Origin of the sequence: Lysinibacillus sp. G01H (genome assembly GCF_028872195.1) — a bacterium.
GTDB classification, from domain to species: Bacteria; Bacillota; Bacilli; order Bacillales_A; family Planococcaceae; genus Lysinibacillus; species Lysinibacillus capsici.
In genome coordinates, this window is record NZ_CP118397.1 from 2,691,826 (window position 1) to 2,704,908 (window position 13,083).

Consider the following 13,083-nt stretch of genomic DNA (forward strand, 5'->3'; position numbering starts at 1 on the left):
CCTAATGGTTATTAATTAATACATCCTTTTTATTTTTCACCTTTTGTAGATATACCCTCCATGAAATACACCATTTAGAAGGCTCATCTAAATAGTCTGCTTCAATTAACTGATGAATTGTGCTATTTTGCGGTGCTGCTTTAACAATTTCTGGCGTTTCGTACGCTTCTTTAGAAATCTGCTCAAGCGCTTGAATGTATTCATCTAAATCTGCCTTAGAATAAGATTCTGTTGGTTCAAGTGTAAATGGTTGCGGAACAATATACGGATGATGACTAGTCCAGTAATGTAAACCAAAGTCAGTCATTCGGCGCTGTACATCCTCTGTTGTAACACCTGTTTCTTTCTCCAACTGCTCCCAACTATAACGAACTTGCTCTAATCGTTGCCCTTGTATATATGGCACACTTACACCTCGAATTTTTGATACTTTACTATACAGATAATTGTTATTTAATACGGCTGTTTCTGCCACAGCTTTAAGTCCATCTGTGCCTAATGCCCTAATCCAAGCATAAGAACGCAAAATCGTTTGAGCTACCCCATGGAATGATCGTACTTTTCCAATCGAATGCTCTAATTGATCATTTAACACATATTGGTCTCCCTCTTTTTCAACAATTGGGCCTGGCAAATAAGGCTTTAATTCTTCTGTGACCCCAAGAGCCCCTGTTGCTGGTCCTCCACACATGTGAGGTGCTGCAAATGTTTTGTGTAGATTGAAAAAACACATGTCAAAACCTGCTTCTCTTGCACGTGTGATTCCTAACAGTCCATTGGCATTTGCCTGATCGTAATAACAAATTCCACCAACATCATGCACTATTTTCGTAAATTCTTTAATTTTAGAATTATAAATCCCTGTATCTTCAGGGTTAGCTACAACAAAACCAGCTGTTCTTTCGGATACAACTTCTTTCAATTTATTAATATCCGGAAAACCATTTTCATCTGGATGAATAGTTATTATTTTATAACCTTTGACTACTGCGGTTGCTGCTTGAGAAGGGTGTGAGAAGATGGTTGTAATAATTTCATTACGTTGATCTGCCTCACCTTTTACTTCAAAATATTTGCGCACAATCGATGCCATAGCAAACAATGCTTGTGTACCCCCACTTGGTTGGAAAGAGAAACAATCCATCCCCGAAATCTCACGCATCGCTAAGTCCAAATTGTGAATGATTTCTAGCATTCCTTGGACAGTACTTCCCTCTTGTAAAGGATGTAATTCCATTATTTTAGGATTACGAATAAGCAATTCATTAATTTTTGGAATATACTTCATCGTACAAGTGCCTTGTCCAATTTCAACATTAAAATCAGAGCCTAATGTTTCTTGCGATAGCCTTACATAATGTCGTAACACACGTGCTTGACCTATTTCTGGTAAATTCGGTTTATTTGTTCTTTTCATTTTCTGAGGTAAGGATGAAATACCATCCCCGACTGCTTCTACAATCTCATTTGAAGGTTGCGGTACTTCTACTCCGACTTCTCCTGATTGATGTAACTCAAAAATGATAGGTTCATTCCATTTAGCTTGATGAAAATCTTTATTTACATTCTCTCTTAGAATCTTATCCACGTTAAAACTCCTTTCTCCCTATTTAATATCCAACAATTGTAGATAAAGCATTGACTAACTTATCAATATCCTCTTTAGTGTGAACTTCAGTTACACAATAAAGTGCTGTTTGACCGTATTCAGGAAATTCCAACGATAAGTCTTTACCACCGAAGATTTTTTGCTCAAGTAACCGTGAATTGATTTCTTCTACTGTTAATCCTGTATCGTTAAAATCTATAATGAACTCTTTGAAAAATGGAGAGGTAATTCTTGAACCCCGAATATTGTTAATAGAATTCAATTGCATTACTGCATACTGACTGTTTTGCATAATGGCTTGACCTAACTCGTACATGCCATTTGGCCCCATTAATGATAAATACACACCTGCTGTAATTCCCCAAAGAGCTGTTTGTGTGCCTACAGACTCCTTACCGTTTTCTCTATCTGCAAAGGACGTACGATCATAGGCAATGTCACCAAAACCATATTCACCTTTCTTTACAGTCGGAATAATACCGAACAATCGTGATGGATATTCATTAACAAATTTTGGATCATTATATGTTGCAATAAATCCAGCTTGCCCTCCACTATAATTCATGTGCATACCTAATGGTTGAAGATCTCCACATACGATATCGGCTCCATATTGACTTGGTGGTGCCAATACCCCTAGGGAACTTGGATCAACTCCTACTATCATAAGTACGTCATATTTTTTAGCAAGTTGTGAAATTTCCTGACCTTGCGACTCGATAAAACCTAAATAGGATGGATTTTCAAAGTAAATAGCTGCAACTTCATTTGACAACTTTTCTTCTAAATCGGCTAAGTCCATTAATCCTGTATTAAGATTGAATTTTATTCCTTCAAATGATAACTGTGGTGTACCATAGTTTGTAATAACTTTTCTGCGTTCGGGAGAAAGTGTATTAGCAAGTAATATTTTCGTACGCTTTGTAATCCGACTCGCCATACGAATCGATGTAGATGCAGCTTGGGCCCAATCGAATGTAGGAACATTCACTACTTCCATATCCACAAGCTCCGCCATTAAGCTTTGATATTCAAATAATGCTTGAAAGCGTCCATGATCCTCATAAGGCTCTCCTGCATAAGCTGTTAAAAACTCTGCACGTTGATTCACTTCATCACATACGGCTGGTATGAAGTGTTGCCAGCAACCAGCTCCTAGAAAATTAATATATTCATTGGTACTTATATTTTTATTTAAAAGACCCTCAATATGGCGTCGTAACTCTAATTCATTTAAAGCTTTTGGAATATTCATGGTACCTTTAAAATGTAAATCCTCTGGAATACACGAATAAAGTTCCTCAACGGATTGAACACCAATTTCATCTAACATTTCTTGCTTTACCTCAGATACCATATTGGGGATATATGGATGGACCTTTTTACTCATTTAATTTGCCTCCCTCTATAATTATTTTTAGGCTAAGCCGCCACCATCAACTGTTAATGTCGTTCCCGTAACCCAAGCAGATAAATTACTTGCCAAGAATAGTACCCCTTTAGCAATATCTTCAGGTGTTCCTAATCTTGCTAACGGTCTATCAACAGCTGAACTACGTAAGAAACTTGATTCATCTATATTTAATTGTTTTGCTTCTCCACGAAGTAATGGCGTATCTGTATCTCCAGGACAAATGCAATTTACGCGAATATTTTCTGGACCATGATCAATAGCCATAGCCTTTGTTAAATTTACAACCCCTGCTTTTGCAGCACAGTAAGATGCAGCTTTGTCTCCACCTTTGATTCCCCACCCAGAACCAGTATTAATGATACTGCCACCATTTCCTCTCATGAGTGGGATTAAGTATTTCGAAAGTAGATAGACCCCTTTTAGAGAAACATTAATCACCGCATCCCAATCCGCTTCCTCTAAATCCACTACCGTTTTTCTACGGATAATGCCTGCATTATTAAAAAGCACATCTACTTTTCCATATCTCTTCTGTATAGAATCAGCCACACTTTTGCAATCTTGTGTATTCGTTACATCACATTTTAAAAACTCAACATCTAAACCAGCTTCTTGAAAGCTTTTTTCTGTATCCTTACCTTTTTGTTGATCAATATCTAAAATCACAGTTTTAGTTCCCAACTCACTTAATAATTTAGCTGTTGCAAGGCCAATTCCTGAGGCACCTCCCGTAATCACAGCCACCTTACCTTCCAATTCAAAATAATCTACCAAATAAATCTTCCTCCTTTCCTTTGCTTACTATATATCTAGCAAAATACGTGCCAAGTGTAGAAACACAAATCCATTTACCATTTTAATCTACAAAATATCAGAAATTTCTGATGTTAAAGGGTTTTCAAAATATGTATCGTAAAAGATTCAGCAATATACTAAATTTCCTTTTGCCATATTTGTCAATTCCGTTGTCACTTTTGTCATTAAAATCAGCCATAAAAAAACACAAATACCTAGGAAGTTCATTTTAAATTCCCCATTAAGGAGTTGAGAAATTTAAAAATCTCTAAAAGCAAGGTATTTGTGTCAAACTTAAACTATAAATTTACACTTTTTAGTTTTCTATAAAGCGTTCTTGTACTTATGCCTAATTCTTCAGCAACACGTTCTTTTCCAGCAGTGTCATTTCCATATATAGAGAGCATTTGGTAAATGACCTCCATTTCTGTATCTTTCAATATATTAGAATTGCTATAAAGATTTTGTGCTTGATTATTCTCGATGATATATTTCGGTAAGCTTTCCCTTGTTAATTGTAAGGAATTCTCCATTACCATACTGTACTCTAATACATTTTCTAACTCTCTTATGTTCCCTGGCCAAGAGTATAATTTCAATTCCTCCAAAAATTCCTGCGAAAAATCTTTAATAAATTTCCCTGTTTTATGCTGAATCTTTTCAAGTAACTTTACAATCAAATATTCTATTTCATCTGTTCTTTCTTTTAAAGGAGGTAATGTTAAAGGGATCACATTTAGTCGATAATATAAATCCGAACGGAACTCACCTTTTCTCACCATATCTTCTAAAGGTTTATTTGTCGCAGCAATAATCCTGACATTTACTTTTCTAGGCTCAATTGCTCCGACTCTATAAATAAGCCCATCTTGCAAAACTGTTAATAGCTTCGCTTGTAAATGTAATGGTAATTCTGTAATTTCATCGAGGAATAAAGTACCTTTATCTGCTACTTCAAAATAGCCCATTTTCCCTTTTCTTCTAGCCCCTGTAAACGCCCCTTCATCATAGCCAAATAACTCGCTTTCAAACAAGTTTTCTGGAATGCTTGCACAATTCAACTCTATAAATTTCCCTTTGTGTGTAATGCTATTTGAATGAATATATTTCGCTAATAAACTTTTCCCTGTTCCCGTCTCTCCTGTTATGACAATTGAAGATGGGCTATTTGCAATACTACTTAACTTACTCTTTATAAGTTGTAAGTGAGGTGCGTTGCCTAATACATATTTCGTATCAAATCCTTTTTTATGTTCAAGCAATAAATAGGATCCTTCGTTGTTCAGGGCATTCATAATCATATCTCCCAACCGAGCTAACCAATACTGATATTCCTTCGGCTCAGATGAAAATTTTTTCTCCCCCTCATCTGTAAAACTGACAAATGTCAAATATCCGAAGTGACGATCTCCTTTTACTAAATTCATTAGCATTTCCACTTTAGATGGACAGTTATTTTGGAACCTACAACCAGAACACACTTTCATTTGACCAGGTTTTTGTAAATATTGAACAGATTTAGAATAATACTTCTGAAAGAACGGAAGGTGTACCTGTATCCCTTTTTGCTTTCTATATTCTTCCGTTGCTATAAAAACTTCACCATTCGAAGTGAAATAGGCCATTTCCAATTGTAATAGTTCACCAAAGGCATCCAGCATAGATTGCACTAATTTTTCGGCATTCAACATGATATTCCCCCCACAAAAATCGAAAAAGTAATATAGCCAATTTGTTTATAGTGAAAATAGCTCGTAATAGTCCATAAAATAGTTAATGGATTAGGTTTTATGAGAATTACACCTTTTACGGAAGTTTAATTATCTTATCTTTTTTAATTCGCCAAAAGTTACATCTTACCTTTATAATTTTCTTCAAGGATTATAGAGCATGAAAAAAGCCATGCAAAATTGAATTGCCCCATAAAAGTTAAACAGAATATCTAACTTTAAATGGGGCATTCCATGACTGGGTAGCTAACATTTATAACTATGTCTATATTCTATATCATCCTCTAAATTAGAAGTTTATCTCATTCAACAACAGCTATTTATCTTTATCTGCTTTCCTACTCATTGTAAGAACTAGTTACCTTTAAGCATTATGTTTTTTTACTAAATATCTGATCCAATATAGACAAAATTTGTAGATTAGATAATAATAACATTACATAGAGAAAATGAGGTGATTCCCTTGAAAATGAATTTAAACGTCTCACAACAAATTACTCAAACGTTGACAACTGAACTCATTCATCAATTGGAACTACTACAATACTCCAGCTCCGAATTAGAACAACATATTTATGAGAAATCAAATGAAAATCCACTATTAACTGTTATTGAGAAAAACATGAATCACACAAAGGATATTGTAGACCTTGCCACAATGTCTATAAAAGGTATTCAACCTAAGCAAAAGCAACAGTATGATTTCATTCAAACTCGGCTAACACAGCAACATTCATATATTACCCAACTACTCGATCAAATACCTTTACATCTAAGTCTTACACAACACGACAGAGAAATTTTAAAATATTTCATACATAACCTCGATGAACATCTATTTTTAAATGTAGATTTATCCAAAGTTGCTAAATCATTTAACATCTCTTTAGACCATATAAATACACTGTTAGATCTATTACAAACATTCGAACCTCTTGGCGTTGGCGTTAGAAATATGAAAGAATATTTATTAATTCAAATTTACAATGATATAGAGGCCCCACCATTTGCAGCTCCATTCATTCAACATCATTTAGAACAAGTAGCTAATTTATCAATTAAATTGTTAAGTACAACTTACGACATTTCAATAGAAGAAACTCAAAGAACAATACAATATATACGAAACCTAAAACCCATTCCAGCTTCATTGGATAATAATGCTACTAGCGTGTATATTATACCTGATATAATCATTAGCAAATTGAATGGGGAATGGATAATAGAACTAAATAATCGGTTTTTACCTAAAATAGAAATTAATCAAGATTACGTAGATCTATTAAAAGAGTCCGTTGAAGATTATGCCTATTACCAACAATGCATGAACGATATTATAGCTTTAACACAAGGAATAGCTCAACGTGATAAAACTTTATACAGCCTGACACGATTACTGCTTGATTTACAAGCTTCATTCTTTGAACATGGAATAAAAGCCTTATCTCCTATGCGTTTAAAAGATGTTGCACAAGCATTAAATATGCATGAATCCACCATAAGTCGTGCGGTTAAAAATAAATTTATCCGTACAGCACATGGAATCTTTGCACTCCAGTCTTTATTTACAAAAGGAATTATCAACGATTCAGGAAAGCTTGATTCTGTGTCCTATATAAAAAGTCGCATTAAAAAATTGGTAGAAAATGAGAATAGAAAAACTCCTTTATCAGATCAACAACTAACTGAAAAATTAGAAACTGAGGGTATTCGAATTTCACGACGCACAGTTTCAAAATATCGTAAAGAATTGAACATAGCCAATTCATCTAAACGCATTTATTTATAAAAAACTTTATTATCAGTTACTTATTAAGAGGTTAAAGACAAAATAAATACCCTTCATTATGGGATTGACTGTCTCAAAAACGACTGTCAGTTCCCAAATGAAGGGTTTTTTCGATTACTTATAACCAGCCTTTTGTAACACCTGCATGAAATAAAAACGATACGTATTTTTTACAAATGTCTCTAGGGGTAGCCCTACATTCACTTGATATTTTGTAAATATAAAATAAAATCGTTTATCCCACTTTAGGCGTAATAACTCTCCTGCTTCTTCGCCATACTTCATCGTAAATTCTTCCATCAAAGGCTCGATCATCTCATAACAATAATCTTTTAAATGGGCCAGTGCTTCCATATCCTTGTCCCTTTGAAAGCGTATAATCCACTCTACTAATTGCTCATCCATATTCGCATGCCGTCCTTTTAATCAGAGTTTCTTCCTATTAAATTATACTCCTTTTTTGGCGAATCAAAAAAAGAACGATTTTTCCAGTAGATTTCACTCATCAATAGGACGATTCCAACGTAGATGATAGTGAACAGACCTCTTTTTCATTTGTTTGTCCAATACCAGTAATTTATCACCAGCTTGAATAACATAGCTATTCTCTAAAGTCCGTACAGCGGGCTGTTGCTGCTGGGAATTAATGATGCCAATATTGCTTTCCCACAATATTTGATGTTTGTTCATATCATAGAGCAATAACATGTGTTCAGCACTTTCTCGCTGTGTTTGCCTATATGAAACAAGAGCCGTTTTTTCTATGATATCTACATCCACCACTTTTGGTTGTAAATTTTCATAGGCTCGAATGGCTGGCTCAGTTAGGACAGCTTGACTAAAATCTCGAATACCCTGATAATTCTCTACAGGCTGTGGATGTGTGGCAAAATATCCTGGCAACTCTGTCTCGATGAAAAAACGGGCAGATAGGTAATCTTGAGCCTTCGCATCCTCACTTAATGTTTTACCATCAAAGCGATAGAATTTGCCATCGACCCCTTCCAAATATAAATTGTTCTCTAGGACAGCCATTTGATGTGCGTTATTGCTCAATATCGCTATTAATGACGGATGGTGCGTTCGAAAATCTTTTTCAGAAAGTATTTCTTTGCCTGTTTCCATATCTACCAGTGATAATTGACCAAATTCATCATCACGATGATGGACAAGAACACCACCCATAAATTCCCCGAGCAGTGTTTCTTTATAGGAAGCTGATTTTGTCCATTGCTTTTCACCTGTTTGTAAATTCACAGCTACTAGGAGATGGTGCGCGATTACATGTGTAATACCATTCGATGTCCCATTATTTTCTGAGCCTTGCACCATTTGAACAGCAATGCTTTGTGAATCATCCGTATAAATCGGAGAATCTGATTTGATGGGAAAGCCTCTCCCCGCTAAGCCAAAAACAATCATTAATAGGTTACTGACCAATAAAAAAGCAATGAGCAAAATGCTAGAAGTAACGAGTCGTTTTCGTTTCATGACGATAAACATTAACAGTAAAAATCCTATGCCTAGCACGATCCAGAAAAAAATATCGTGGGTGAGCCAACCATTTAAACGCCATGAATAGATATATCGTTGTAGAAATTGTTCCACTTCTCTACCCCCTCAAACAACGATTAACTAAAATCTGAATAAAGCACATAACGGTCACATTCCAAGCATTGAAATAAATATCCTTGATGATGCCCATTGTTCATTAAGGATGCGGAAAGTTCTTCTTTTGAAAAGCCGGTATAATTATCAAATTGATCCTCAATTCCTAGCTCTACTAAATCACGCCAACCAACATAGCCGATAAACGCACAATAGTCAGAGCAATGTGCCACCCAATTATTGCCCTGCCAGCTTACATAGCCAGGCGTCCGAAAGAGCACTTCCTCCGCAAACTTGGGATTCGTAACCTGTTCATCATCCATTAAGTCTTGCTGGAAAGAACCATCATATTTTTGAGCTGCTTCCCCGCTATGGATGCAGGAAGGACAAAGATAATCTACGTCCTCAATTGCATAAATACCACCAGTATAATAAACATCCACTTCTTGCTCGCAACAATCACATACAACGATTTCATCTGTTTCAAAAATTTCAGCCTCAAGAGGGTTTGGTAGATATTTAAACGTTGGAATTTTCGTTTTAAGTTGCTGATGGTCTCTAATTTTTCTTGGTAGCAGAGGATTCACCGTAATTGGTTTATCTATGTAGGTCTGGAGAACGCCATATTTTTTCAGATCCTTTTTATCGTCTTTATTCATAATGACAGTAAATAACTGATATGCCTCAGGATACATCCTAAGTAAACAGTAAACCTCTACTAATATCCTTAATGTTTCTTCTGTTTGTTGAACCTGCTTTAATTGATCTTTAAAAATATGCATTTGATTAATGGTTATCGGATTGGAAGGATTAAATTTTTGTCTTAGTTCGTGCCATTCTTCCACAATCGTCATAAAAAATAAGCCTCCTTCTCACTTGCTATTTGGCAAATGAATAATCTTTTATCAGTTGGCAGATTTCCACTTTATAGTTTGCGTACCATTTGTCTTTACCCAATTGTTGTGCTGTTAAATGCTTAGTATTGTCTTTCCATGCTTGGATAGCCTCTAGCGATTCCCAATAAGACACTGTTATGCCCTTTCCTTCCTCATTTCTAACACTTTCAACACGAATGAAGCCAGGCTGTTGCTGTGCTAAGGCATCGATTAGGTCAGCCATCTTGCCATAGCCATCCCCATCTTGCTCAGTTCTTTGCGATGTAAAAATCACTGCATAATATGTTTCCATTTATTTCTCCTCCTCCATTACTTTTATTGTAAACCATAATGACTTTGACTAAAATCTAAATATAGGACACTGAAAGGATTGTGACAGAATGGGAATTAATCCAAACATGGCAGAAATAGCGGCACTTCTTGGTGAAACATCAAGGGCAACCATACTTGCTAGTATGATGGACGGTCGTTTTCATACGGCTAGTGAACTAGCTTATATGGCTGCCATCAAACCACAAACTGCTAGCTTTCATCTTGCTAAATTAGTAGAAGGAAAGCTGATAAAAGTTGAAAAACAGGGCCGTCATCGTTATTTTCAATTGGCTGGTGAGGACATTGCTCATTTTTTAGAGTCATTCCTAGCCATCTCTCCACCACCTGAAGTACGTTCATTAAAGCAATCGAGCCAAATCAAGTTATTACAGGATGCTAGAACTTGCTATGATCACCTTGCTGGTAAATTGGGTGTCCAATTAACGGAATCAATGCTGAAGGCAGGCTATCTTACATTGGAGGGTAAACAATTTGTCCTGACAGATGAGGGCACATTATTTTTTACGACATTCGGAATCGATTTAACTGCTTTAAAGAGAAAACGACGATCCTTTTCTCATGCCTGTTTAGATTGGAGTGAACGGCGTTATCATTTAGCTGGTGCATTAGGCTGTGAGCTATTAAATCAATTTTTCAACCTTGGTTGGCTTTTACGCGTTCCCTCTATTCGCGCCATTAAAGTGACGGAGAAAGGGAAAATAGGCTTTAAAGAGATCTTTCATTTAGATTTGTAAAATAGGAAAGGGCACGGAGTTATCTCCTAGCCCTTTTCTCTACTAAAAGTACGGTTTACTAAATAAATGCCCATGATGATGAGTAAGCCGCCAACCATTAGTGATGGTTTTAACGGTTCATCCAATAACACCCAGCCTGTTAATACGCCAAAAAAAGGAGCTAAAAATAAATAGGCACTTGTTTTCCCTGGATCACTATTTTGCAGAAGATAATACCACCCTGCAAATTGAATGATGGAGGAAAAAATACTAAGCCACAATAGAATAAATAACGATTGTGGGTTCACAATAAAAAATGGCTGTTCTAACAATAAACTTCCTATTAATAATAGTAAGCCACCAAACAGCATCTGATAAGCAGATAAAACCCACGTATCAAATAACACGCCCCATTTTTTCACTAACAGGGTGGCAGTAGCCCAAAAAATAGCTGATAGCAAGCCAAAAAGGATCCCTACTTTCAAATCAACTTGTGCCCCCATCGTAATCATCACCCCGATTAAGCCAAATAAAACCCCTATCCATTGATAGAAACGGTAGCGCACTTTCATGAAAATGGTGGCAAAAATCACAACCAGTAATGGGTTTGTAAATGTTAAAATAGAAGACTCACTTGCCGTGATGGTGCGTAGACTTAAAAAAATACACCCCATCACACCTGCCGTTTGAAAGAGCCCGATCATGCATAACTTGAACCACTCCCTCCTTGTAATAGGATGGGGTCTCTTCAAGATGATAACAACGATCGCCATGATTATACCAGCCAATATAAAACGAAGTGCAGCCAATAATAAAGGCGAGGCATACGGTAAGCCTAATTTAACAATGGCAAATGATGAACCCATTAAAAAGGTCGTTACTACTAATAAAGCAATAAATTGATAATTTTTCATCCAATAGCTCCTTACCTGATAGAATAATTGTTCTACGTCCATTATAATCAGGAAGTATTTCAATACTCATCGAAGTATGGATTACAACTCGATTGAAAAATTTTATAAGCTTTCCTTAGGAAGAAATTAATGAAAGGAATAGTCTTTAAAAAATCTTACCTCCAAAAGCAAAGAGGTAAGATACTATGGATTATTTATTTTGCATAAACGATCTGACGTTGTCTGCGATGTCCTGCGATTTTGTATGGTGTAAGTAATGATCCCCATCCAATGTGATTACTTTGCCATAAACTGAATGTTTGACTTGTTCTTCATGAAGCGGTATCCAGTTCTTTTCAACTCCACCACTTTTTGCTTGGACAAATAAGAGAAGCGGTAAATCTTTAGGGAATGTAAGATTTTTTGCTGCTGTAAAATTTTCGCTTATATATTCTAATTCATTTGAAGTACTTGTATTATAAAAGTTTTTGAGTGTAATCATCCTAATTTGCTCTTTTGTGTCATCATCATACGGAAAACCTGCATAGGGATCATCTGAAAATTTTATAAGAATTCTTGCAATCCCTGATTTTTTTAGAAGTTGTAACGACTTGATTGGAAACTTCGTGTCCATACCATCCTGTGTAGGGACACTGCTATCAATTCCGACAAATCCAGTTACCTCATTCGGATATTTATTAACATAATCGAGTCCATAGATGCCTGCTATCGAATGGCCCATTAGCATATACCGATCAATCTTTAACTCCTGTAAAGCTTCATGAATTTCACTAACAATATTCTCTGTGCTTCGTTCTTTAGCTGTATCCTCACTTAAGCCATAGCCAAATGGCTCTATTGAGACGATCTTATAATAGGGAGCTAGTTCATCTATCAATGGCTTAAAATCAAGCGTCGGTGCTGCAGTCCCAAAGCCTGGTAGTAATACGATGGTTTCAGTACCCTTTCCTTGAATAGTGACATTCATCTTTTCCCCATTAACGGAGACGAGCTGACCATAGGGTTCTATTTTTCCTTGCTCTATTTTGTTGCAAATAATGTTTATTGTAAAAACAATGAGAAGTAATCCCACAATTGTTACACCTAGGACTGCCATTGATTTCAGTAAAACACGCATAAATTTTTTCATGTTTAATGCACGAGGGGGATTCACCTTTACTCGTGCCTCCCTCCTTTACTACGATTATTCCAGCTACTTTTGAGCTGTTAGTGTTACTATAAAGGAGAGAGATGTCTTACGCATGACGACAAGATGAACACAAGATGAACAACAAAAAAAATG

Annotated in this window: 12 protein-coding genes; 2 read left to right on the forward strand and 10 right to left on the reverse strand. The window is 36.0% G+C overall.

All coding sequences use genetic code 11. From position 1 onward, the window contains the following. Position 1: 1 nt before the first annotated feature. The 4 genes from gcvPB to PSR12_RS13805 all read right to left on the reverse strand — a co-directional run bounded on the left by gcvPB (position 2) and on the right by PSR12_RS13805 (position 5,509). Positions 2–1,588: an aminomethyl-transferring glycine dehydrogenase subunit GcvPB gene (gene gcvPB / locus PSR12_RS13790; protein ID WP_274769384.1), complete on the reverse strand. Its 1,587-nt coding sequence runs from the start codon at positions 1,586–1,588 to the stop codon at positions 2–4. 22 nt (positions 1,589–1,610) lie between these two features. Next, entirely contained in the window at positions 1,611–2,999 is a 1,389-nt protein-coding gene (gene gcvPA / locus PSR12_RS13795) for an aminomethyl-transferring glycine dehydrogenase subunit GcvPA (RefSeq protein WP_221680315.1), read from the reverse strand. Between the two features lie 27 nt (positions 3,000–3,026). Then, positions 3,027–3,797, reverse strand: a complete 771-nt coding sequence (locus tag PSR12_RS13800) for an SDR family NAD(P)-dependent oxidoreductase (protein ID WP_221680314.1) — start codon at positions 3,795–3,797, stop codon at positions 3,027–3,029. A gap of 320 nt (positions 3,798–4,117) precedes the next feature. Then, positions 4,118–5,509, reverse strand: coding sequence for a sigma-54 interaction domain-containing protein (locus PSR12_RS13805; RefSeq protein WP_274769385.1), 1,392 nt, complete (start codon positions 5,507–5,509; stop codon positions 4,118–4,120). 508 nt (positions 5,510–6,017) lie between these two features. Here PSR12_RS13805 and rpoN point away from each other — a divergent pair. Further along, positions 6,018–7,337 (forward strand): RNA polymerase factor sigma-54, encoded by a 1,320-nt coding sequence (rpoN, locus tag PSR12_RS13810; RefSeq protein WP_274773486.1) that lies wholly within the window; start codon positions 6,018–6,020, stop codon positions 7,335–7,337. Between the two features lie 114 nt (positions 7,338–7,451). Here rpoN and PSR12_RS13815 read toward each other — a convergent pair whose 3' ends face one another. The 4 genes from PSR12_RS13815 to PSR12_RS13830 form a co-directional block, all read right to left on the reverse strand. Continuing rightward, complete coding sequence (locus PSR12_RS13815) at positions 7,452–7,742, reverse strand: hypothetical protein (RefSeq protein ID WP_221680311.1); 291 nt, start codon at positions 7,740–7,742, stop codon at positions 7,452–7,454. A 93-nt stretch (positions 7,743–7,835) separates the two neighbouring features. After that, on the reverse strand, positions 7,836–8,945 hold the full coding sequence (locus tag PSR12_RS13820; RefSeq protein WP_274769386.1) for a PA2928 family protein: 1,110 nt from the start codon (positions 8,943–8,945) through the stop codon (positions 7,836–7,838). A gap of 23 nt (positions 8,946–8,968) precedes the next feature. Next, complete coding sequence (locus PSR12_RS13825; RefSeq protein WP_221680309.1) at positions 8,969–9,799, reverse strand: CbrC family protein; 831 nt, start codon at positions 9,797–9,799, stop codon at positions 8,969–8,971. Positions 9,800–9,824: 25 nt separating this feature from the next. Beyond that, positions 9,825–10,133, reverse strand: coding sequence for an antibiotic biosynthesis monooxygenase family protein (locus PSR12_RS13830; protein WP_274769387.1), 309 nt, complete (start codon positions 10,131–10,133; stop codon positions 9,825–9,827). 88 nt (positions 10,134–10,221) lie between these two features. On the opposite strand from PSR12_RS13830, the gene PSR12_RS13835 reads away from it, so the two are divergent. Continuing rightward, positions 10,222–10,908 carry an ArsR/SmtB family transcription factor gene (locus tag PSR12_RS13835; RefSeq protein WP_202341089.1) on the forward strand — a complete coding sequence of 229 codons (687 nt, stop codon included), beginning with the start codon at positions 10,222–10,224 and terminating at the stop codon, positions 10,906–10,908. 26 nt (positions 10,909–10,934) lie between these two features. On the opposite strand, the gene PSR12_RS13840 is transcribed toward PSR12_RS13835, so the two are convergent. Then, positions 10,935–11,801, reverse strand: a complete 867-nt coding sequence (locus PSR12_RS13840; protein WP_263081871.1) for a DMT family transporter — start codon at positions 11,799–11,801, stop codon at positions 10,935–10,937. A gap of 190 nt (positions 11,802–11,991) precedes the next feature. Further along, positions 11,992–12,954, reverse strand: coding sequence for an alpha/beta fold hydrolase (locus PSR12_RS13845; RefSeq protein WP_274769389.1), 963 nt, complete (start codon positions 12,952–12,954; stop codon positions 11,992–11,994). Positions 12,955–13,083: the final 129 nt, after the last annotated feature.

Bases quoted from the DNA above. Each gene is read 5' to 3' on its own strand.
- PSR12_RS13825 (WP_221680309.1), bottom strand. From the start codon at position 9,799: ATGACGATTGTGGAAGAATGGCACGAACTAAGACAAAAATTTAATCCT.
- gcvPA (WP_221680315.1), bottom strand. From the start codon at position 2,999: ATGAGTAAAAAGGTCCATCCATATATCCCCAATATGGTATCTGAGGTA.
- PSR12_RS13805 (WP_274769385.1), bottom strand. From the start codon at position 5,509: ATGTTGAATGCCGAAAAATTAGTGCAATCTATGCTGGATGCCTTTGGT.
- rpoN (WP_274773486.1), top strand. From the start codon at position 6,018: ATGAATTTAAACGTCTCACAACAAATTACTCAAACGTTGACAACTGAA.
- PSR12_RS13835 (WP_202341089.1), top strand. From the start codon at position 10,222: ATGGGAATTAATCCAAACATGGCAGAAATAGCGGCACTTCTTGGTGAA.
- PSR12_RS13815 (WP_221680311.1), bottom strand. From the start codon at position 7,742: ATGGATGAGCAATTAGTAGAGTGGATTATACGCTTTCAAAGGGACAAG.
- PSR12_RS13830 (WP_274769387.1), bottom strand. From the start codon at position 10,133: ATGGAAACATATTATGCAGTGATTTTTACATCGCAAAGAACTGAGCAA.
- PSR12_RS13840 (WP_263081871.1), bottom strand. From the start codon at position 11,801: ATGAAAAATTATCAATTTATTGCTTTATTAGTAGTAACGACCTTTTTA.